The sequence below is a fragment of the Halobacillus sp. ABR2_026 genome (genome assembly GCF_056158545.1).
The window spans coordinates 1,230,346-1,252,691 of the sequence record NZ_JBSWTM010000001.1; the positions used below are offsets into that span (position 1 = coordinate 1,230,346).

General features: G+C 46.0%; 22 protein-coding genes and 1 pseudogene. 18 read left to right on the forward strand and 5 right to left on the reverse strand.

Annotated elements, in window-relative coordinates; genetic code table 11:
* Nucleotides 1-103: 103 nt before the first annotated feature.
* From ilvB to ilvA, 8 genes are read left to right on the forward strand one after another with little or no spacing between them, the layout of a single operon-like run.
* Complete coding sequence (ilvB, locus tag ACXADE_RS06280) at nucleotides 104-1,819, forward strand: biosynthetic-type acetolactate synthase large subunit (RefSeq protein WP_474979627.1); 1,716 nt, start codon at nucleotides 104-106, stop codon at nucleotides 1,817-1,819.
* On the forward strand, nucleotides 1,816-2,337 hold the full coding sequence (gene ilvN / locus ACXADE_RS06285; RefSeq protein WP_089654003.1) for an acetolactate synthase small subunit: 522 nt from the start codon (nucleotides 1,816-1,818) through the stop codon (nucleotides 2,335-2,337). The genes ilvB and ilvN overlap by 4 nt, the downstream gene beginning before the upstream one ends.
* Nucleotides 2,338-2,362: 25 nt before the next feature.
* Entirely contained in the window at nucleotides 2,363-3,394 is a 1,032-nt protein-coding gene (gene ilvC, locus ACXADE_RS06290; protein WP_474979628.1) for a ketol-acid reductoisomerase, read from the forward strand.
* On the forward strand, nucleotides 3,381-4,925 hold the full coding sequence (locus tag ACXADE_RS06295; protein ID WP_474979629.1) for a 2-isopropylmalate synthase: 1,545 nt from the start codon (nucleotides 3,381-3,383) through the stop codon (nucleotides 4,923-4,925). Before ilvC ends, ACXADE_RS06295 begins: the two co-directional genes overlap by 14 nt.
* Nucleotides 4,926-4,941: 16 nt before the next feature.
* A complete protein-coding gene (gene leuB / locus ACXADE_RS06300; protein WP_474979630.1) occupies nucleotides 4,942-6,048 on the forward strand; it encodes a 3-isopropylmalate dehydrogenase in 1,107 nt (368 codons plus the stop codon).
* A gap of 21 nt (nucleotides 6,049-6,069) precedes the next feature.
* Nucleotides 6,070-7,482, forward strand: coding sequence for a 3-isopropylmalate dehydratase large subunit (leuC, locus tag ACXADE_RS06305; protein ID WP_474979631.1), 1,413 nt, complete (start codon nucleotides 6,070-6,072; stop codon nucleotides 7,480-7,482).
* Nucleotides 7,483-7,486: 4 nt separating this feature from the next.
* The gene (gene leuD / locus ACXADE_RS06310; protein ID WP_474979632.1) at nucleotides 7,487-8,092 is read left to right on the forward strand and encodes a 3-isopropylmalate dehydratase small subunit; all 606 of its coding nucleotides are present in this window, start codon (nucleotides 7,487-7,489) and stop codon (nucleotides 8,090-8,092) included.
* A gap of 14 nt (nucleotides 8,093-8,106) precedes the next feature.
* Nucleotides 8,107-9,066, forward strand: coding sequence for a threonine ammonia-lyase (ilvA, locus tag ACXADE_RS06315; protein WP_474979633.1), 960 nt, complete (start codon nucleotides 8,107-8,109; stop codon nucleotides 9,064-9,066).
* Nucleotides 9,067-9,256: 190 nt separating this feature from the next.
* Here ilvA and ACXADE_RS06320 read toward each other — a convergent pair whose 3' ends face one another.
* A complete protein-coding gene (locus tag ACXADE_RS06320; protein ID WP_474979634.1) occupies nucleotides 9,257-10,066 on the reverse strand; it encodes an alpha/beta fold hydrolase in 810 nt (269 codons plus the stop codon).
* Between the two features lie 231 nt (nucleotides 10,067-10,297).
* Here ACXADE_RS06320 and ACXADE_RS06325 point away from each other — a divergent pair, with 231 nt between their 5' ends.
* The 6 genes from ACXADE_RS06325 (at nucleotide 10,298) to ACXADE_RS06350 (ending at nucleotide 14,709) form a co-directional block, all read left to right on the forward strand.
* Entirely contained in the window at nucleotides 10,298-11,464 is a 1,167-nt protein-coding gene (locus ACXADE_RS06325; protein ID WP_474979635.1) for an iron-containing alcohol dehydrogenase, read from the forward strand.
* A 532-nt stretch (nucleotides 11,465-11,996) separates the two neighbouring features.
* A complete protein-coding gene (locus tag ACXADE_RS06330; protein WP_474979636.1) occupies nucleotides 11,997-12,995 on the forward strand; it encodes a D-alanyl-D-alanine carboxypeptidase family protein in 999 nt (332 codons plus the stop codon).
* A gap of 129 nt (nucleotides 12,996-13,124) precedes the next feature.
* Nucleotides 13,125-13,259 carry a hypothetical protein gene (locus tag ACXADE_RS06335; protein ID WP_474979637.1) on the forward strand — a complete coding sequence of 45 codons (135 nt, stop codon included), beginning with the start codon at nucleotides 13,125-13,127 and terminating at the stop codon, nucleotides 13,257-13,259.
* A gap of 148 nt (nucleotides 13,260-13,407) precedes the next feature.
* Nucleotides 13,408-13,833, forward strand: coding sequence for a DUF1801 domain-containing protein (locus ACXADE_RS06340; protein ID WP_474979638.1), 426 nt, complete (start codon nucleotides 13,408-13,410; stop codon nucleotides 13,831-13,833).
* A gap of 4 nt (nucleotides 13,834-13,837) precedes the next feature.
* Nucleotides 13,838-14,281: a GNAT family N-acetyltransferase gene (locus tag ACXADE_RS06345; RefSeq protein WP_474979639.1), complete on the forward strand. Its 444-nt coding sequence runs from the start codon at nucleotides 13,838-13,840 to the stop codon at nucleotides 14,279-14,281.
* Nucleotides 14,282-14,322: 41 nt separating this feature from the next.
* Nucleotides 14,323-14,709 (forward strand): VOC family protein, encoded by a 387-nt coding sequence (locus tag ACXADE_RS06350; protein ID WP_474979640.1) that lies wholly within the window; start codon nucleotides 14,323-14,325, stop codon nucleotides 14,707-14,709.
* Between the two features lie 241 nt (nucleotides 14,710-14,950).
* Here the strand turns inward: ACXADE_RS06350 and ACXADE_RS06355 are convergent, their stop codons facing one another.
* On the reverse strand, nucleotides 14,951-15,253 hold the full coding sequence (locus tag ACXADE_RS06355) for a hypothetical protein (RefSeq protein WP_474979641.1): 303 nt from the start codon (nucleotides 15,251-15,253) through the stop codon (nucleotides 14,951-14,953).
* A gap of 702 nt (nucleotides 15,254-15,955) precedes the next feature.
* Between ACXADE_RS06355 and ACXADE_RS06360 the strand changes: the two genes are divergently transcribed.
* From ACXADE_RS06360 to ACXADE_RS06375, 4 genes are all read left to right on the forward strand, one after another.
* Nucleotides 15,956-16,234 (forward strand): YhdT family protein, encoded by a 279-nt coding sequence (locus ACXADE_RS06360; RefSeq protein ID WP_474979642.1) that lies wholly within the window; start codon nucleotides 15,956-15,958, stop codon nucleotides 16,232-16,234.
* Nucleotides 16,231-17,700 (forward strand): sodium/pantothenate symporter, encoded by a 1,470-nt coding sequence (gene panF, locus ACXADE_RS06365; RefSeq protein ID WP_474979643.1) that lies wholly within the window; start codon nucleotides 16,231-16,233, stop codon nucleotides 17,698-17,700. Before ACXADE_RS06360 ends, panF begins: the two co-directional genes overlap by 4 nt.
* Nucleotides 17,701-17,836: 136 nt before the next feature.
* Entirely contained in the window at nucleotides 17,837-18,226 is a 390-nt protein-coding gene (locus tag ACXADE_RS06370) for a hypothetical protein (RefSeq protein ID WP_474979644.1), read from the forward strand.
* A gap of 12 nt (nucleotides 18,227-18,238) precedes the next feature.
* The gene (locus ACXADE_RS06375; protein WP_474979645.1) at nucleotides 18,239-18,805 is read left to right on the forward strand and encodes a histidine phosphatase family protein; all 567 of its coding nucleotides are present in this window, start codon (nucleotides 18,239-18,241) and stop codon (nucleotides 18,803-18,805) included.
* A gap of 242 nt (nucleotides 18,806-19,047) precedes the next feature.
* Here ACXADE_RS06375 and ACXADE_RS06380 read toward each other — a convergent pair whose 3' ends face one another.
* The 3 genes and pseudogenes from ACXADE_RS06380 to ACXADE_RS06390 all read right to left on the reverse strand — a co-directional run bounded on the left by ACXADE_RS06380 (nucleotide 19,048) and on the right by ACXADE_RS06390 (nucleotide 22,345).
* Entirely contained in the window at nucleotides 19,048-20,517 is a 1,470-nt protein-coding gene (locus tag ACXADE_RS06380) for a sodium:solute symporter family protein (RefSeq protein ID WP_474979646.1), read from the reverse strand.
* A complete protein-coding gene (locus ACXADE_RS06385) occupies nucleotides 20,518-20,739 on the reverse strand; it encodes a DUF3311 domain-containing protein (RefSeq protein ID WP_474979647.1) in 222 nt (73 codons plus the stop codon).
* Nucleotides 20,736-22,345 (reverse strand): annotated as a pseudogene (locus ACXADE_RS06390) (amidohydrolase). The gene ACXADE_RS06385 and the pseudogene ACXADE_RS06390 overlap by 4 nt, the downstream one beginning before the upstream one ends.
* Nucleotide 22,346 lies beyond the last annotated feature (1 nt).

Consider the following 22,346-nt stretch of genomic DNA (forward strand, 5'->3'; position numbering starts at 1 on the left):
GTCTCTTTTTTGTTCGAAAGACGAAAGGTTGTAAAGCGGAGCTATCAAAACGACGGACCGCTTTTTCTATAATAGACAGTTAAACACAGGAGGGATGAAAAAAATGAAGGCACAGGCAAGTGTAGAACAGCAGACTGCTGCTAAAACAGGTGCTGATTTGCTCGTGGAAGCTTTGATCGGTCAAGGTGTTGGAACGTTATTCGGGTATCCAGGTGGTGCGGTTTTACCAATTTATGATGCGATTTACCGTGCGGAAGGAAGTTTCGATCACATTCTGCCAAGACACGAACAGGGAGCAATCCATGCCGCGGAAGGCTACGCGAGGGTATCCGGGAAAGCCGGAGTAGTTATTGGTACTTCAGGACCTGGTGCAACGAACTTAGTGACAGGCATTGCGGATGCGATGATGGACTCGATCCCTCTGGTCATTTTCACGGGCCAGGTAGCGAAAGGTGTAATCGGCACGGATGCTTTTCAGGAATCGGACATCATGGGGATCACGACGCCAATTACCAAACATAATTATCAAGTGCAGGAAATTGAAGACCTTCCTCGTATCGTGAATGAAGCCTTTCACATTGCGACCACCGGGAGGCCGGGTCCTGTCGTTGTAGATATTCCGAAAGACATCAGTTCTACGGTTTACGCAAAAGACGTAAAAAGTGAATTCCACTTGCCTGGCTATCAGCCGACCGTTAAACCGAATCCGCTGCAGATCAGTAAGTTGCATGATGCGCTGATCGAAGCTAAAAAACCTGTGGTCCTTGCTGGATCCGGCGTTATTCACGCAGGAGCTTCCGAGCAGTTGAAAACGTTCGTCCAGAATTATCAACTTCCGGTTACGACGACGCTGCTTGGGCTTGGGAGTTATCCGGGAAGCTGTGATTTGTCCCTCGGTATGGCAGGTATGCATGGGACGTATTCAGCAAATACCGCGTTGTATGAATGTGATTTGCTCATAAATATAGGCTCCCGCTTTGACGATCGGTTGACAGGCAACCTGAAACACTTCGCACCGAATGCAACCGTTGCCCATATCGATATTGATCCTGCTGAAATTGGCAAAAACATACCCACTCACATTCCGATCGTATCTGATGCCCACGCTGCATTGGAAGCTTTGAATGCGAAAGCAGTGAAAGGTCTTGATCATGAAGGATGGATGGATGCGATCAGTCAAAACAAACGGGACTATCCTCTATGGCATGATCAGCCGGATGAACAGATTGTCCCTCAATGGCTCATGCAGAAAGTCTATGAATATACCAATGGCGAAGCGGTGGTCACGACAGATGTAGGTCAGCACCAAATGTGGGCCGCCCAATACTATTCTTTTGATCGTCCGAACCGCTGGGTCACATCAGGCGGGCTTGGAACGATGGGGTATGGTTTCCCGGCAGCGATTGGTGCCCAACTTGCTGATATGGATTCCACTTGTGTTGCTGTTGTAGGCGATGGTGGTTTTCAGATGACGCTGCAGGAACTGTCTGTACTACAAGAGCGAAGGCTGCCGGTCAAAGTGCTGATAGTTAACAATCAGGCCCTTGGCATGGTAAGGCAGTGGCAGGAGAAATTTTACAGCGAGCGTTATTCAGAATCAATCATTGATGTTCAACCTGACTTTGTGAAACTCGCAGAAAGTTACCAAATACCAGGATATAAGATTGAAACTCAAGAAGAGCTTTTAGAGGTCCTTCCGAGAGTCCTTGGGGATGACCAGCCCGCAGTTATAGACTGTCGTGTTCTTCAGAAAGAAAATGTCTATCCGATGATCGCACCAGGCAAGGGACTACACGAGATGATTGGGGTGAAACGATGAAGCGAATCGTCACAGCGACCGTTCATAATAGGAGCGGGGTGCTGAACAGAGTCACAGGCTTACTCGCGAAGAGGCAGTTCAATATTGAAAGCATCTCCGTCGGCCGGACAGAAACAGAAGGGGTCTCAAAGATGACCTTTGTCGTGGAAGTCGAAGATGACCGCAAACTTGAGCAGTTGACAAAACAATTGAACAAACAAATCGATGTTTTGAAAGTCTCAGATATTACCGACAAAGCGATTGTCGCCCGGGAACTCGCGATGGTAAAGGTGATCAGTAACCCGCAGATCCGCAGTGAAATCCAGGGCATCATCGAACCGTTCCGGGCATCTATCATTGATGTGAGTAAAGAAAGCGTCACGGTTCAGGTAACAGGTAAATCTGATAAAGTCGATGCCCTCATCGATCTATTGAGGCCCTATGGAATCAAGGAACTGGCAAGAACAGGATTAACTGCTTTCACCCGTGGACATCAACCACAGGTGGCAGAATTCAAATCATATTCTCTATTAAAATAATTTCTCTGAAAGGATGGATGTAAAAATGGCACACGTATACTATCACAACGATATCAAAGATGAGGTCCTGAAAAATAAGAAGGTAGCAGTTGTAGGATATGGATCCCAAGGTCACGCCCATGCTCAAAACTTGAAGGAAAGCGGACATAACGTTGTCGTAGGTCTACGTAAAGGGAAGTCATGGGATAAAGCGGAACAGGATGGACTTGAAGTGAAAAGTGTTGCCGATGCTGTCGCAGAATCTGATGTGGTTATGGTTCTTCTCCCGGATGAACACCAACCGAAAGTCTATGAAGAGTCCATCAAACCGAATTTGAAATCCGGTGCAGCTCTTGCCTTCGCTCACGGATTCAACGTTCATTTCAATCAAGTGGTCCCTCCATCTGACGTAGATGTATTCCTTGTCGCTCCAAAAGGCCCTGGTCACCTCGTCCGTCGCACCTTTGAAGAAGGCGCTGGTGTACCCGCTCTGATCGGAGTTGAACAGGACGTGACAGGCGAAGCAAAAGAGGTCGCCCTTGCTTATGCGAAAGGAATAGGCGGCGGTCGTGCCGGAGTCCTTGAAACATCCTTCCAGGAAGAAACAGAAACCGACCTTTTTGGTGAACAGGCTGTACTTTGCGGAGGACTAACTAGCCTGGTGAAAGCCGGTTTTGAAACATTGACAGAAGCTGGATATCAGCCGGAAGTGGCCTACTTCGAATGTATGCATGAGCTGAAATTGATCGTTGATCTGATGTACGAAGGTGGACTGGAAGGCATGCGTTATTCCATTTCCGACACAGCTCAATGGGGTGACTTTGTATCCGGGCCACGAGTGGTTGATGAAAGTACAAAAGCTCGGATGAAAGATGTACTGACTGACATTCAGACAGGGAAGTTCGCCAAAGGATGGATCCTTGAAAACCAGGTGAATCGTCCGGAGTTCAATGCGATCAACTCCCGTGAAAACAACCATCAAATCGAGAAGGTGGGTAGAGAGCTCCGTGAACTGATGCCGTTCGTCAAGAAATCCCAATCCAAAGAAAAGGATGTGGTCACACATGGCTCACGTTAACGTCTTCGATACGACATTGAGAGACGGGGAACAATCCGCAGGGGTAAATTTGAATCGTTTGGAGAAAGTGGAGATTGCCAAACAGTTGGAACGCTTAGGGGTGGATATTATGGAGGCAGGTTTTCCTGCTTCCTCCCAAGCTGATTTTGAAGCCGTCAAAGAAATTGCCGACACGATACGCGGTTGTTCCGTTACAGGCTTAGCGCGAGCGAATAAACGTGACATCGACATCGCATGGGAAGCTTTGAAGGGCGGGGCAGAGCCGAGGCTTCACGTTTTCATTGCTACTTCACCGATCCACATGACTCATAAATTGAAGAAAACTCCGGATGAGGTCGTCCAGAAAGCGGTAGAGATGGTTGCCTATGCAAAAGAGAAATTCCCATACGTCCAGTTTTCCGCGGAGGATGCGCTTCGTTCCGATCAAGAGTTTCTTGTGCATATCATTGAAAAAGTGATTGATGCAGGAGCAAGTGTCATCAACCTTCCGGATACAGTGGGCTTCACAACACCTGATGAAATTGGAAGGCTCTTCCGATATGTAAAAGAGAACGTGCCAAATATCGATCAGGCGGTTTTGTCTACACACAATCATGATGATTTGGGCATGGCCGTAAGCAATTCCCTGGCTGCTATTGAAAGCGGAGCGAGACAAATTGAAGGGACAATCAACGGGATCGGCGAAAGGGCTGGAAACGCAGCCCTCGAAGAAATCGCTGTCGCTTTGAAAATCCGACAAGATCGTTTTGATTTTGAAACAGGTCTTGTTCTGAAAGAGATTAAACGGACGAGTGACCTTGTCAGCCGCCTTACAGGAATGCAGGTTCCAGGCAACAAAGCAGTCGTTGGTCGTAACGCTTTTGCCCATGAATCAGGAATTCATCAGGACGGAATGCTGAAAGAGTCGACGACGTACGAAATTATAACACCAGCGATGGTTGGCATCGATTCCAATCGAATGGTGTTGGGGAAACATTCCGGCCGACATGCTTTTACACAAAAAGCGGAAGAGCTTGGTTTTAATCTTAATGAAAGCAAATTAAAAGAAGCGTTCGAATCCTTTAAGACCCTTACCGGGAAAAAGAAAGAAGTCACGGATGATGACCTATTCGCCATTTTGACAGACACTCAAACTGAAAACGAAGATCAGCCTAAATACGAGTTGAAAGCTTTCCAAGTCCAGTATGGCAGCATCAACCGTCCGACAGCGACTGTTCTTCTGACTCGACCTGATGGGGAAGAAGTGGAAAAAGCCAATACCGGTGAAGGAAGTGTTGAAGCGATCTATAATACGCTTGATGACCTGATTGATGCCGATGTTCATCTGCAGGACTATCAGTTGAGCTCGATCGGTAAAGGGCGCGATGCACTGGCAGAGGTTCATGTTCAATTGACCGTTGATGGGGTTAAAGCATCTGGCCGCGGCTCTGCGCAGGATGTGTTGGAAGCCTCTGCTCACGCTTTTTTGAATGCTGTGAACCGAACACTATATAGAAGTAAATTGGAAAACATTCAAAAAGTACAAGTATAACTAAAGGGGGATGCACATGGAAAAACATATCGTACTTTTACCGGGAGATGGAATTGGACCCGAAGTGACGAAGGCTGCCAAACAAGTGTTGCAGTCGGTGGCGGATCGATTTCAACATACGTTTACCTTCGAAAATCATGATATTGGAGGAGTGGCGATCGACAATCATGAAACGCCCCTGCCGGAAGATACGGTCGAAGCGGCTAAAAAGGCGGATGCTATTTTCTTAGGAGCAGTCGGCGGTCCGAAGTGGGATCAGCTTCCTGGTCATATGCGGCCGGAGAAAGGGCTGCTCGGCATACGCAAACAGCTCGGTTTATTTGCGAATCTCCGCCCAGTCAAAGCTTTTCAACAGTTGCTCCATGCATCACCTTTAAAACAGGAAGTTGTTGCTACTAGTGATCTTCTGATCGTACGAGAGCTGACCGGTGGCTTGTACTTTGGTGAACCAAGGGAACGTCGCAACAACGGAAACTCTGTTGTAGACACACTAGCGTATGAACGTAGTGAAATTGAGCGAATCGTTGAGCAGGCTTTCCAGAGTGCCAAGGTGCGGAAGAAGCATCTCACTTCTGTTGATAAAGCGAATGTACTTGAATCGAGCCGCATGTGGAGAGAGGTCGTGGAAGAGAAAAAAAACCAGCATCCAGATGTGAAAGTTGAACATATGCTCGTGGATGCAGCAGCTATGAAGCTTGTAACGAACCCTGCCTATTTCGATGTCATCGTAACAGAGAACATGTTCGGGGACATCTTGAGTGACGAAGCATCGGTTCTGACAGGATCACTTGGAATGCTTCCGTCTGCCAGCTTAAACGAAACAGGGGTTGGACTTTATGAACCCGTCCACGGTTCTGCGCCTGATATCGCTGGTTTGGATAAAGCGAATCCTCTAGCTAGTATTTTATCTGTAGCTATGATGTTAAAGCATTCGTTCGGTATGGAAGAAGAAGCGGAACAAGTGGAAGCCGCTGTCCAGGAAGTATTGGATGAAGGGTATCACACAGCAGACATCGATCTCGTCGGAGGGACAGTTGTGAGCGGAAGTGAACTGGCACGAAGAGTGGTTGATCAGATCAACACGAGTGATACAACAGAAAATATCATGCGTTGCTACGTATAAATAGGAAGGGAGCGGAACGGAATGAGTCAACCAAAAACCATTGTAGAAAAAATTTGGGATCAGCATGTCGTCCATGAAGAAGAAGGGAAGCCGAATCTCCTCTATATCGACTTGCATTTGATTCATGAGGTGACCTCTCCCCAGGCATTTGAAGGGTTAAGGATGGCCGGGAGGAAAGTGAGAAGACCTGATCGGACGTACGCTACGATGGATCATAATGTCCCTACGATCCATCGACATGTCATAAAAGATGAAGTTTCCAAAAAGCAGATGGAAACATTGAAAGCGAATTGTGAAGAGTTCGGTGTTCGTCTGGCAGACATTAATCATCCGGATCAGGGAATTGTCCACGTCATCGGTCCGGAGCTTGGTTTGACTCAGCCCGGAAAAACAATCGTCTGTGGGGATAGCCATACTTCCACCCATGGAGCTTTTGGAGCCCTTGCTTTCGGAATAGGTACGAGTGAAGTTGAGCACGTACTTGCTACTCAATCTTTATGGCAGGCACCTCCGAAAACCCTCCAAGTTAATGTCGATGGGGTGCTTGGAACAGGCGTCACCGCTAAAGATTTGATCCTTGCCATCATAGGGAAATACGGCGTGCGTTTCGGTACAGGTCACGTGATCGAATACACCGGTGAAGCGGTCCGAAGCCTTTCAATGGAGGAACGTATGACTGTATGCAACATGTCCATCGAAGCAGGAGCAAGAGCTGGTTTGATCAGTCCTGATGCAACGACCATTGATTACATGCGAGGCAAACGCTATGTGCCGGAAGGAAAAGATTTTGACGAAGCAGCTGAACAGTGGCTTGCTCTAGCTTCAGATGAAGGGGCTGCCTATGATCAGACCCTTACGATGCATGCGGATGAGATTGAACCACAGGTCACATGGGGGACCAACCCATCCCATTGTGTTCCTGTGGGCGGGCGGGTTCCGGCTCCTGATTCCGTGAAAGATGATCGTGATGGGATTGAGCGGGCCATTGAGTATATGGGCCTTGAGCCGAACCAGAGCATTGAATCCATCCCTGTGGAACATGTTTTCATCGGCTCCTGTACAAATTCCAGATTGAGTGATTTGCGTAAAGCCGCTGAAATCGTTCGTGGTGCGCGTGTCCATGAAGGGGTAAGAGCACTAGTCGTACCGGGTTCTAAATCTGTGAAAGATGCAGCAGAAGCAGAAGGATTGGATACCATTTTCCTGACCGCAGGGTTCGAATGGCGCGATGCCGGATGCAGCATGTGTCTGGCGATGAACGATGATATCGTTCCTCCGGGAGAGCGCTGTGCTTCCACTTCCAATCGAAACTTCGAGGGGCGCCAGGGGAATGGAGCCCGTACCCATCTCGTCAGTCCGGAGATGGCAGCAGCTGCTGCTTTGGAAGGTCATTTCGTAGATGTGAGAAAATATGCCAGTACAGTAGGAGGGTGAGCAGATGGAGCCAATTAGAACACACAAAGGTCTGGTTTACCCATTGGATCGATCGAACGTCGATACCGACCAGATCATTCCGAAACAATTTCTGAAAAGGATTGAACGGCAGGGGTTTGGCCAGTTTCTCTTCTACAACTGGCGTTTCAATGAGGATGGCACATTACGTGACGATTTCTCATTGAATGATCCGAAGTATGATGGAGCTTCGGTTCTTGTCGGCGGTGAAAACTTCGGGTGCGGTTCCTCCAGGGAACACGCACCATGGGCGATCCAGGACTATGGATTCAAGGTGGTCATCGCCCCGAGTTTCGCCGACATTTTTTACAACAACTGCTTCAAAAATGGAATACTTCCAGTTCAGTTGCCGAAGCCTGTTGTTGACCAGCTTATGGAAAAGGCTGCGAATCAAACGTATGAATTGAAGGTCGATTTAGAAAAACAGACCATTGATGACGGAGATCTGGAAGTTGCTTTTGACATCCAGTCCTATCACAAGGAAATGCTGCTAAATGGCTGGGATGAAATTGCCGTCACTTTGACGTTTGAAGACAAAATCGACCAGTACGAAAAACAAAACAAAGGAGTGAAGACGTTGGGGATTTCTTAACGCTGGCTAAAGTAATGGATGCACAGGAACAATTGCAGGAGGTGGTGCACCGCACCCCCCTTCAAACATCAACGACCTTCAATGATCAGACCGGTCAGCACGTTTACTTGAAGATGGAGAATCAGCAGAAAACAGGTGCTTTCAAAGTTCGGGGAGCTTCTTACAAAGTTTCCTGCCTAACGGAAGAAGAAGCTTTTCGGGGCGTGCTTGCCGCTTCGGCAGGGAATCACGCTCAAGGAGTAGCACTCGCTGCAGCGAAGCGTGGCATCCAGGCACAAATCTTCATGCCGGAAGGGACACCGCGAGCAAAAGTGGAAGCAACGCAAGGGTATGGAGCGAAAGTTGTTCTTACCGGCGAGTCTTTCCAGGAAGCCTATCAAGCGGCTTTGCAAGAGCAGGAAAGGACGGGGGCCACTTTTCTTCACCCGTTCGATGATTATGATGTTATGGCAGGACAAGCGACGGTTGCAGTAGAAATGCTGCAGCAGCAACCTGATCTGAACCGATTGTTCGTGCCAATCGGAGGAGGCGGGCTGATTGCTGGAATCGCCTTTGCAGCGAAGCAGTTGAAACCAGACATCAAAGTCATCGGTGTCCAGTCGGCGAAAGCCCCTTCCACGTACAACGCTTTGTATAAAAAAGGACCTGAAAAACTGACCTCCGTATCAACGATTGCTGACGGAATTGCCGTGAAGGAAAGAGGCCGACTCACCTACACGTGCATCCAGAAATATGTGGATCAAGTGATAACGGTGGAGGAACATGAAATCGCTAAAGCCATGATGATGCTGCTCGAACGTGAAAAAACACTCGTTGAAGGCGCTGGGGGTACCGCCCTCGCTGGACTTCTCCGTACATGTGACACGTTTGAACAAGAACAGTGCGGCGTCGTCTTAAGTGGAGGCAACATGGATTTATCCCGCCTGCCACTGATTCAAAAGCTGGCCAACCCGAAGAAAGTAGTTATCGCATAAGATAAAAGTCAGGAAGAGTGTGATCTCGCTCTTTCTGGCTTTTTTATTATGGAACCCCATTGTTGACTGATTCGCAGGAATTGGGAATTTATGGGTGGTTTTCGTAGTTTTTATTCGCCAATTCAGCCTTTATATGAACATCATCCATCAAAAAAGGAGAACCAACCTGTAGCGGCGGTTCTCCTTTTCTTTATTTCAATAAGTCAAGAAGTGTTTGGTTGAACTTTTCTCTTTCATCATACACTAATCCGTGTCCACTGTTTTCAAAAGGTACGAGGGTGCTGTTAGGAATAGCATCATTTAAGGCCTCAGAAAAAGCATATTCACAAATTTCATCATGTTTACCATGCAGCAACAGCGTGGGAACCTCAATTTGTTTTACTTCTTCCCGCAGATCTTCATTCCTCAAAGATTCCGCACATGCAATGGTCGCGTGGGCAGACGCTTCCAGCCCGAGGGAGTGAAACCATTCTTTAAGAGGTGTAGAAACTTCAGTATGGTAAAAGCCTTCACCGAACTCTTTCAATGTTGCTGGGCGGTCATTTTGTAATCCTTCAATCAGCTCATCGACTTCACCTGGCTTCATGCCGTGCGCAAAGGTGTCTTTCTGAGTGAAGCTTGGAGCAGCAGGACCAGCCAATATCAATTGAGCCAATTCCTTATTGGCGAACTTTGAAGCATAGCGGAGTGCAATGGGACCTCCCATTGAAAAGCCTGCAAGATAGAAGTTTTCGAGTTGCAGGTACTCCACTACTGTCTTTACATCATGCGCAAGCGTATCATAATCATAACCGAATACCGGCTTGTCTGATTTTCCGAACCCGCGCAAGTCAATCCCGATGAAGCGATACCCGTTTTGGGGGAGTTCGTTCATTTGATATTCGAACATTTTGTGATTCAGCGGCCAGCCGTGTACAAAAACAATCGGCTGCCCATCCCCGATGTCCTGTACAAATAATTCTATGTGACGGTCGTGATCGACTTCAATAAAATGTGACATTTTCACAAAAACCCCTTTTCTTCAGATATGAGGAATATTCCCGCTCTCAATGATTTAAAACTGAACGAATTATGGTGGCAGCTGAGGTTTCTACAAGCAGATAGACAGACCCATGGGAAGGTGTAGCAGGCGGTATCAAAAATATTGATAGAGGCGATCATTCATTTCCGGCGCTGGTCCGTTAATTAGAATGATACAATGGAAAAGTTAAAAATAAGGTGAGGTGGAATGATGAATAACTTCTTACAACATAACCCTACGAAGCTTTACTTCGGGAAGGGACAAGTTGAGCAGATTGCCAATGAAATCACCATTGGATCGAAGGTGCTCGTCGTTTATGGCGGGGGAAGCATCAAACGTAATGGAGTTTACGATGATGTGATGCAGCAACTGGAACAATTGAAAGCCGCAGTTTATGAACTGTCTGGTGTAGATCCAAATCCAAGGCTTGTCACTGTCCGGAAGGGTGTGGAAATTTGTAAGCGAGAAGGGATCGAATTTCTTCTTGCGGTTGGAGGAGGAAGTGTCATTGATTGCACGAAGGCAATTGCAGCTGGAGCGGTAAGTGAAGCTGATGTATGGGATTTGATCACTCAGAAAACCCCGATTGAAGCAGCTCTTCCTCTGGGTACGGTATTGACGCTCGCAGCAACTGGGTCTGAGATGAATGCTGTATCTGTTATCACAAACTGGGAAACGAAGGACAAGTTAGGGTGGGGGTCTCCGCATGTTTATCCGGATTTTTCCATTCTCGATCCATCGTATACGTTCTCTGTTCCAAGGGATCAGACCGTTTATGGAATTGTCGATAGTATGTCTCATGCGTTGGAACATTACTTTCACCGTACTTCAAATACCCCGATGATTGATGGATTCATCGAATCTCTCTTGCGGACTGCAGTTAAGACCGGACCGAAGTTGGTGGCGGAACCGCAATCCTATGAACATAGGGAAACGATGATGTATTTAAGCACAACCGCTTTCAATGGGACGTTGATGAACGGCACAGATGGGGGAGATTGGGCCACTCATCGTATCGAACATGCCGTCTCAGCTGTTTATGACATTCCGCATGGGGGAGGTCTGGCTATTCTATTCCCGAATTGGCTGGAGCATGTGCTGGAGGATGACCCAATCCGGGTGAAGCAGCTTGCCGTCAACGTTTTCGGTATCGATCCTGAAGGCAAGGCGGATGTTGAAACCGCACGCGAAGGGGCCCAGGCGCTGCGCTGGTTCTGGGATTCAATTGGTGCGCCCAGCCGTTTACAGGATTATGATATCGGATCAGACTCATTTGATGATATCGTTGAAAAAACTTTCGTTAAACCAGGTGTCGGAACCTATAAAGAAATGAACCGGGAAACGGTCCTGGATATTCTTAACCGTTCCTTATCCTGATTGTAAAAAGGCCTCTACATGAGGCCTTTTTTTCGTGGGAATAAAGTTTGTTTTTTGGGATGGTCGTTTCAACACTCCGTTAACAGGGTGATAATGGATATGAAAAAACAGCCTGATGAGGGAAAATAAATCCTTTTATAAGCCGTAAAAATTGACCGACCAGGAAAATGTAATTCAGGAAGTGTTGTCTATTATCATTCTTGTAGTGGGAACAAACATCTGTTGGAAACTCTTCAGAATATATCCAAGTTGTTTACAGGGAGTTTACAATTCATTTAAAAAAACGTTGATTTTCAACAAATTGCGACAATTATGTATATACTGTTAGATGGCTCAACGGAGCGTATGAATAAAAACTATCATTGTATACAGGGAGTCGTCAAATTGAGAAAAACAATTTTAATTTTCACCGTAGTTTGGGCGGTGATTCAAATATTTCCTACGATAACACTGGCAGTTTCAAAACCGGATATGCCTTCAGTTCATAGCGAATCGGCCGTTGTTTATGAAGCGAAAACAGGTAAAGTTCTCTATGAGAAGAGATGCGGAGACAAGGATGTACCCCGCTAGTTTAACCAAAATTGCGACGGCCATCTATGCGATAGAAAATGGAAATCTGGAGGATATGGTGACGGTAAGTGAAAAAGCATATCAAACAGGCGGTTCCAGTGTTTTTCTTGAAGAAGGAGATCAAGCCACATTAAAACAGCTTATCCAAGGCCTTCTTTTGAATTCAGGCAATGACGCCGGCGTAGCGATTGCTGAGCACTTAAGTGGTTCGGTCGAACAATTTGCTATAGATTTGAATGAATATCTTGAAGCAGAAGTAGGTGTCCAACAAACAACATTCAAAAATCCTCATGGCTTGTTTGATTCTGAACACAAGACAACAGCGAAAGATTTAGCAGTCATTACGGGATATGCGCAGCAAAATGAGGCGTTCAATGAGATTTATGGGTTGGAAGTTCTGGATTGGGATGGAGAGAAGTGGGACGCGATTCTTTATACTCATCACCGGCTTATCAGAGAGGATCCTTATGAAGGTGTAACCGGTGGCAAGACAGGGTTCGTGCCCCAATCTGGATTTACGCTGGCTACAAGTGCCACACGGGACGGGATGGATTTGGTTGTGATCACTATGAAAAGTTCCACAAAAGACAGCTCTTATGAAGATACGAAAAAGCTGTTGGATTATGGCTTTGAAAATTATGAAACGTCGATGCTGGCACCTTTGGAGGAATTCCCGGAGTTGGAAGGAAACTACCAGGTGCCGGAGAGTATTCCTTATACCCACCTGAAAGACCACCAGGTAGAGACCGAAGTGAACGCTTCCGGAGAAATTTCCATCGGTTATCCTGATGGCGAAACTATTCATACGACCACATTGGAAAAAGTGAAAAAACAAGCAGCTCAACCACCATCCACTGAGAAAGATTCATCCAAAGATTGGCAGAATTACTGGCCGCTTCTCGTCTTTCCCCGCCATTTTTGGGTGACAGAAATTTATGAAGAAATCAGCAGCTCAAAATAAACCTCCACATCCGGAGGTTTATTTTTTTGGTATGGGATATAAAGTAGTTCAGGAAAGGTTTGATTTCAAAATATATAATAATACTTTCTATATGTTTTGGGCGATTTATTAAATTTAGAGGATGGTCTGTTGGAAACGTTCAATGAATTTTCTCGGTCTTTCAATAATTTGTTGAAGTTTACGAAAGATGGCCGGGCACAGGATCAAAATTTGCTCCAATTTGATGTCCAACGAATTATCGAAGACATGACAGCTGGAGAATAAGTGGCAGACCTGTTTTACGTGTCGTCAATTAATGAGAGGAGGGTTCCTGAAAGGTTCCCTTTTTTCTTTGGCATTTTTACAGGAATTGGCGGCCAGATAGTGGAACTAGTAAAGAAGAGTAGGGTTTGAAGAAGAAAGGGTGGAAGATATGGCATATGAACAGAAAACAACACCGAATGATCGCAGTGTGGTGGCATTTATTGAGGAGGTGGATCACCCGAAAAAACGAGAAGATGCGTACCGATTGCTGGATATTTTCAAAGAAACGACGGGATATGAAGCAAAAATGTGGGGGGCGTCCATCATCGGATTCGGCTCTTATCATTACAAGTACAAAACAGGTCATGAAGGGGATGCCCCGCTAGTAGGTTTTTCTCCTCGTAAAGCTAAAATCAGTTTATACTTCGCTACTGGAGATCCTGAACGGGAAGAGCTGTTAGAAAGGCTCGGGAAGCACAAAAGTGGGAAAGCGTGTGTCTATATAAATAAAGTGGATGATGTGAATGAAGATGTATTGAAAGAACTCATTGAGCAATCGGTCTCCTTTTTGCAAGAGACCTATCCAGAGAAGTGAGCGCATGTATCAATATTTTCATGGTCTGACGATTCGAGAAGGGACCTGTGGAGTACCTGCTGAACAAGTGAAAAGGCTGTTTCAGGAAGTGGGGTGGCATCGAGGTGGACCAGAATGGCAGGATGAGAAATTCTCCCTCATTATCGAGAATTCGACATGGGCCTTTACAGTATGGAAAGAAGAGAAGATGGTCGCGATGGTGCGTGTAGTTTCTGATCAAATTATGATGGCGACGATTATGGATTTAATCGTTTCAGAGCCCTACCGTAATAAGGGGATTGCTCATAAGCTGATTACTTTATGTATGGAAAAATTGCCTCATGGAGACTGGTTTGCTCACACGTCTCAAGATAACTTCAGATTCTATGAATCATGCGGATTCCAAGTGGAGGAGAATTGCTCTTTTTATGGGTTTAGAAAGGCTAGGGAAGAAGGGCATCGCCTGTGAACGAAGGTGGTTTATAATCGAATATATAAGGAGGAAACCAGATGTTATTTGAAGTGACGAACCAAATTCGAGTTCCGAATCTTGTGGAAGGGCAGTCCTGGTATGAGAAATTTCTTGGCAAAAAACCTGATTTCATTCCTCATGAAGGATTTGTAGAATGGGAAATTATCCCAGGTTGCTGGCTGCAACTTGCCGAAGGGAAGCCATCTGAAGGTAGTGGACCTTTCCGACTGGGAGTCACAGATATCGAACAAACAAAGAAAACCATGAGGGAAGAATTGAAGGTTGAAGATTTTGAGATTCATTCCCGGGAAGAGGTTCCAGTCAAATGGGGGACTTTTGAAGATCCTTGGGGAAATCAAGTCGGTTTTTATGAATACTTAGATAAAAAGGAAGAGGAAGAGCGACTAAACCTCCTCTATAAATAACAAGAAAGAGCGCCGTGTAGGTGCTCTTTTTCATATGAAAACAAGCGTAAGAAAACCCATACGCCAAGAGCGTATGGGTTGTTGTTATTTTTTACTGAAAAATTCAAGGAATGCATGATAAATCTCAGTCCCCTGATACGACAAAAGAGACAAAGCGGTTACGGAAAACATGCCAATCATAATCATTCTGAACCATAGCATAGGTAATTCCTCCTTTGATTGTTGGTTTTTAAGTTCAACATCAAAGGTTGTGGATCACATAGTTCGATTGATAGAAAACAGGGTTCAGGAAAAAGCGTTTACGGAACGCCGGGCCGGCCCCTGCGGTCACGTTCTGATATAAATGCAGGATGAATAAAAATCCCAAAATCGCTGCTACGATAAATGTTTGATCTGTATGGTCATCATTTGAGGGCGTCGTTTCCTGGATGGTGCTTCCCTGAGCTTTGCCATTGAAATAGCCGCTGTGACTGTCGTCCGTCGTGAACGGAAGGGAGAAACTTAGAAGCAGGATGACTATAATCAAGGCTGAGCGTCTTCTCATCTAGAACACTCCCTCTGTATCTATGAATATACCCATTTTACATCATGATGACCAAATCGCCAACAAAATTTTGTTCAGGGTATTGGAGAAGGTCCAAAATCTATATTTGGTGGGCATGGGTTCTGGGAAACCACTCGCTTTCCGTGGGAGTCCGTTGAGCCTTCTCGAGCATTCGCTCTCCGGGGTCTCACTTAGAACTCTATTCCCACAGGAGTCTCGCAGTTACCCAGAACCCATATACGCAAGCAAGATTTTCGAACCATCAATAAGGAGGAACGTATCCATTGTATATTCAATAAAACATACTAACTTAAACATAATAACCTGAGATTCCGAAAGACTAACTCCAGCAAAGGGGCGGAAGGAAACGGTGAGACTCCTGTGGGATGTGCGGGTCAGCTGAGACCCAACAGGGTTTTACCCGAGGAGGCTCAGCGCCCGCCCCACGGAAAGCGATTCTTTTCCTGGAGCCCCTGATGCTCATTTTACATGTCGGAATCAACCGACTAGTTCTTTCTTGTTTTAAGTCAGTGAAATTTGAATTGAACCTATACAATTTATGCTTAGGATGGGGGAGGGAGTACGGTTTTGTGAAAAAAGGGTGCAGACAGACGGGATGATTTTCGGTAAGCTTGGAAAGTGAAATCATCATGGAAGAAACGTGATAAAGATAAAGTTTGGTTCGGCAAGGGGGAATCTATAATGAGACAAGAGAAGCGGAAAGAAGATCCGCGATATAAAATTGCGAACAAAGAAGCCTTGATCGGTGTCTCTATCGTTATTGTGAACTTCATTCTCTGGTATGGGTTTGCGTATGGGCTCGGGTCAGGACCTGTGAAAGATTACACCTACATTTTCGGATTTCCAGCGTGGTTCTTCTATAGCTGTATCGTCGTAACTGTATTCATTTTTCTCCTCGTTATTTTAGCGGTGAAGTTCCTTTTCAAGGAAGTACCGCTCGATAAGGAGGATGGCCAATGAATTTGGGTGTCATCATACCGCTGTTATTATTTTTAGTCATTATTTTCTTCATAGGCTTTTACGCCTCGCAATACTTAAAGTCAAGTGCAGACTTTCTGCAGGAATACTTCTTAGGGAGCCGTCAGCTTGGAGGCTTTATTCTGGCGATGACAATGGTTGCAACATACGGGAGTGCTAGCAGCTTCATCGGCGGCCCGGGCGTTGCCTATTCGGTTGGTCTTGGCTGGGTGCTGCTTTCCATGACCCAATTAGCCACGGGGTATTTCGTGCTGTCCGTGCTTGGGAAAAAATTTGCCATTATGGCAAGGAAGATCCGTGCCGTAACGCTCGTCGACTTCTTGAAGGAACGTTACCAAAGCAAGTGGGTCGTCTTTCTTTCGGCCGGCAGTATCATCATCTTCCTGTTCTCCGCAATGGCCGCCCAATGGGTAGGCGGCGCGCGATTGATTGAGACATTTACAGGACTTTCCTATACGACCGCATTATTCATTTTTGCTGCATCCGTCCTCGTCTATGTCATCATCGGTGGATTCCGCGCGGTCGCAATCACGGACACGGTGCAGGGGACCATTATGTTTTTCGGAACGATGGTCATTCTTATCGGGACGATCATTGCCGGGGGAGGGATTGGGAATATCATGACGGATCTTGCCGCAGAAAATCCGGATTTAATCTCTCCATACGGGGCTGACCGCTCATTGACACCCGCTTATGTTTCCTCCTTTTGGATTCTCGTCGGTGTTGGTGTCGTGGGTCTGCCACAGGTAGCCGTCCGTGCAATGAGTTATAAAAGTTCCCGTGGGATGCACCGGGCACTGATTATCGGCACTGCGGTCGTTGGAGTGATTATGCTTGGTATGCATTTGACAGGTGTATTTGCACGCCCGGTCCTGCCTGGAATTGAGGTTGGTGATACTGTCATGCCGCGGATTGCGATGGAAGTACTGCCTTCATGGCTGGCAGGAATTGTTCTTGCAGCACCGATGGCTGCTATCATGTCAACGGTGGATTCTTTACTGCTGCTGGTCAGTTCAGCTGTGGTGAAGGACGTCTATTTGAACTATGTGAATCCAAACGCGGGTCATCAAAATGTCAAACGGCTCAGTATCTTCGTGACCGCTGTTATTGGATTGCTCGTATTTGCCATGGCGGTACAGCCCCCTGACCTTCTTATATGGCTGAATTTATTTGCTTTTGGAGGACTCGAAGCGGCTTTTATTTGGCCGGTGATTATGGGGTTGTATTGGAAAAATGGCAACGCAGGGGGGGGGATAGCATCCATTGTGACCGGAGTCGGGAGCTATATTCTTTTTCATAGCTTCAAACCTCAAGCATTCGGTATGCATACAGTCGTCCTGCCTGTCCTCTTAAGTCTGTTCGCTTATATCCTCTTCAGTTTGTTGACCCGGAAACGTTATGCGGCCATTCAGGAGCAAGTGTTTCGGAAGCTGTGGAGTGGATCATGATAAAGGGTTATGCCGATTCAAGTAATTCTTATTCATTTTTAACTTATGTTACGCTGGAAACAAACAGGGTATTGTTTCCATATTTGTAATTCATAGGTTGAATGGTGGTGTGTGTATGGTTTTTTGGAGGGGTTCAATGATTAAAAAAATCGGGACAAGAATTTTAACGGCCTTCGTTTCATCTATTCTCTTAGCTGTGTTGCTCAACGTGCTTACTAAAGAATTGGGAGATATTTCAGGTCTGGTATTTCTCTATTCTCTTCCAGCTTTCCTAGTAGTTGGGATTCCTGTCTCTTTTTTCATCGATAGGGTTATTCCTGAAAATCGCTGGGGTACAAGGGTTTCAGCTTATGTCGTTTCTGGTCTAATCGTATCCCTTGTTTCCCAGGTTGTTATCGGAATAAATCTTGAACACGGTTGGTTGATTTTGCTCTTGTTCAGTGGGTCCTCGTGTTTGTATATGATCGTGTTACATATCCTTACATTCATTATTGGAGAGCAGAATGTGAAGGCAGCGGATGGATAAAGGGGGAGAATTATGGAACTGATCTTTATAAGACATGGGCAGGGAGAACATACAGTAAAGCCTGATGGATTACAGATTCTTCACCCTTGTTTAACATCTATGGGAAAAAAACAAGCGGAGATGCTGCAAAGCGTGTGGCCATTGTCCAGTGAAGATGTGATTATTGTTAGTCCTACGTTGCGTACCTTACAAACCATGGACGTTTGGAGCGGGGACGTTGATTGTCAGAAGACGGCTTCTTCATCCATAGGTCCACGTATGTTTCCTCAAAATAACGGCGCGGAAACCCTTCCTTGTGATTTTACAATGAGTAAGCATCAAGTCATGGAGAAGTTTCCGGAAATAAAACTCCATGGGGACCGTTGGGGGGAGGAAGGCATCAACCGCATTTCTCACGAGGACTTCACTCTAATCGCCAATGAATGGGTGGAGTGGTGTAAACAACAAGGCAAGAAACGGTTGTTTATAGTTACCCATGACGGTACGATGACCGCGTATCGGCAGTGGCTGGAAAACCGGCCATACACTCGTAATGATTTTCCAGGGGATGCTGGTTGGATCAAGGTGGAAATCGGTTGAAGAAACCTTTCCCGTGGGTGCAGCATGCAGGTCTTTAAGAGCGGTTCTTCATCAGCTAAGCGGAAGCATAGTTTCCAATTGAAATGATCGCCCTTTTCTTAGTCATAGTTCTGGTGTTTATGGCTTTTAGAGGTTTATGGGTATGATCATAAAAAAGCTCAGAGTATTGGACTCTGAGCTTTTTTGTTGGGAATGTAACATTGATCCGTTAGCAGGACGATTAGATTCCAGATTCTCTTGATTTAAGAACCTACTTTTCTATATTCTTCTGCCATCGGCATTTCTTTTCCTTGAGTGAAGCCGCTGATTAGAACGACAAGTCCTACGTTGACAATCAATCCTAGAATACCTGGATTGATATCCAACGGGGTGGAATCAGCCATAAGTTGGAAGTAATAGTTGACAACGGTACCTGAAATCAAACCTGTTATGACTGCAGGGGCAGTAATTTTCCTTGAATAAAGGGCCCCGTAAACGCCGGGAGCAAATTGAACGATTGATCCGTAGGCGCCCAACAGAAGCGCGATTAACCCTTGCCCGCCGAATACCGTAATGAAATAGGCCAACCCACCAATGGCAAATACGCCTATACGCATCGTCAGTAGCGTTGCTTTTGACGATAGATCTTTTTTTACATTACGAATGAAACCGTCCGTGAATTCCAATGAAGCACTGTGAGTAATGGCATCAGCCGTACTCATGGCTGCAGCCAGAGCTCCAGCACCAACAAGTCCATATACCCAGCCAGGCAGTGTGAGGACTGTGGTTATCAGGTAAGGGAGAATTTCATCCGGGGACCCGATTTCGTTGGTTGAAATGACGTTGACCGCAGAAAAGCCGACAAATAAAAGGGGGATCAGGAAAAGGGCAAACACGGGATAGACAAGAACGGTTTTCTTAATGGTCCTTGCTTTTGTAGCATAGGATTTAGAAAATAAATGCGGCCACATCAGGAAGCCTATGGTTGATACGAGAATGGTCGTCGTATAAGCCATGGTCGACATGGTCGAACCTTCCGCTCCAATTTGCAGGAAACCCGGGTTGTCCTGTGTTAAATTACGGAACATATCAGGGACACTGTCATGAAGTTGGTTGACGATCGTCAGCCCTACTGTCCAGGAGATAACGATCATTAAGATCCCCTGAAAAACATCAGACCAGGCAGCTGCGCGCAGGCCACCGGTAGCGACATAGACAACAACGATTCCATAGGAAAGCAGTGCACCAAGCCAGAATGGAATTCGTCCTTCAGTCATAATGCTGAAAATATAAGCCATTCCTTTCATTTGGGTCGCCAAATATTGAATGGAAGCTAGTAATGCCACAACACCGATGATCATGGCGATCACACGACTGCTGTAACGGAGTTGAAGGAATCCTGCAACTGTATAGATGTTATGTTTCCTGCCAATAGCTCCGATTTTTGGTCCGATGATATACCATGGAAGAATGGCGAAGGCTGTGTATGTAATGATATACAAGGCAGGTGCCCCACGGGAGAAGGCCCAACCAGGTGCACCGAGGAAAGAGAAAGCGCTGAACACGGCACCGCCCATCAAGAACCACATAACGAAGAGACCGAGGTTTCCTTTCGCAGTCGTAAACTCTTCCAAAGAGCTCTTATCCTGGTTTCTGCCAGCTAATACACCGATGAATAATGCAATAATGAGGTACCCGATCATCATGATCATTGCAATCTGCCATTGGGACATTTAATGGACCTCCTTTTCGTCTTTGTCAGGATCGATTTTGTAAAGAAATAACATGAGCGTGAATGTTATGATGATCCAGAAAATCACCCAAAACACGGAAAAGGGCAAACCCATAATGAACGGTGTTTCCCTGTTGGCCATAGAGAATAAAGGGAAAACAAGTAGTAAAAATGGAACGAGTAAGGTCAGGCAATATATTTTAACGAACTTTTGTTTAGTCAATGAACACCCTCCTTATGATGTTGATAGACAACCTCTCCATCTAGAACGGTCATATCGATTTGGATGTCCTTCAGGTTAGATAGGGGACATCTCAATATGGAAGTATCTAGAATTACAAGATCAGCCAATTTTCCTTGTTCAATTGTTCCTTTTAAGTGAGAATCTCCACTTGCATAAGCCCCACCCCATGTATACGCTCTTACGGCTTCTTGGACAGAAATTGATTGATCAGCACCTACCACTTTTCCGAGCTTACTCCTCCTATTGACCGCAGCGTGTATACCGACCAGTGGATGGACAGTGGTAATAGGGCTGTCTGAACCAATAGCGAAGGCTATTTGATTCTCTGTATAAGCTTTCAATGGGAAAAAGTGATGAACTCTTTCTCCATAGTCTTTAAGGTATCCATCACCAAACTCATAGATGAAAGCAGGATTCGGGACCGGGATGGATTGAGTCGCTTTCATTCTTTGAATCAGGTCGGGGGGAGTGATTCCTGCATGTTCCAGTCTGGGGCTGTGCGCATGACGCCTCATTTGATTGAGCGCTCGCTCAATAGTGGTCAGCATCATATCTACTGCTTCATCCCCCATAGCATGTGCCGTGATCTGCCATCCATTTTCATAGGCCTTTAGAAGGTGATGGTCTAACTCTTTTTGTTTCAGGTAAAGAATTCCCGAGTCTTGTGGGTCGCTCGTGTAAGGAGCACGCGTTTTACATGTGGGTCCGCTGCTGCTCCCATCAATGAAAACTTTTGCAGGACCGATTTTAAACCATGGGTCTCCGAGACCTGTACAATTTCCACTGTCAATACCGGCTTTCACGACAGAAGGGGAATCATGGAGAGAACCATACATAACATAGAGCCGCTGTTTGATTATTCCTTCCTGAGAAGCGTTATACAAGTACTGGATGTGTTTGGTTCCATATCCCCCTGCATCGTGGACACTTGTGATTCCGGCTTTTATGAAGTCTTCAGAAGCAAGTTGAAGTCCATGACGTACTTCCGTTTCTGAATAATCGGCAAGCTGAAACATTTCCATATGAGCGGATTCCAGTAATAATCCGGTTAACTTATTCTTTTTTCTATCGTAGGAACCGCCGGGGCATTCGGGGTCCGGTAATCGATCCCTGCTATTTCCAAGGCTTTGCTGTTCACACAAGAAATATGTCCGCAGGTGCGAACCACAATAATTGGGTGAGAAGTGGACACTTTGTCCAAATCCCACTTTGTAAGGTGTCTTTTCTCCTGGATAGTATTTTGGTTGAATCCCCATCCACGCACCCATTCGCCGGCAGATGTTTCTTCTGCTCTCACACGGAGACTGTCCAGGATAGAATCGATGGTTTCCTCGTGCTTAAGGTTTACACCCAGCTTGTTCGTGCCATACAACTCGAGGTGGGCATGTGCATCATTGAAGCCCGGAAGTAAACTCCTACCCTTCAAATCAATAATTTCTGTTTGGTGGCTGCACAGTTCTTTTATTTTTTCAGTAGGACCGGCTTCTAGTATTTGGTTCCCTCTGATGGCGAGGGCTTCATGTACCGTACTTGACTCGTCAGCTGACAGAACCTCTCCGTGGATAAATGCTTTGGTCGCTTTCATT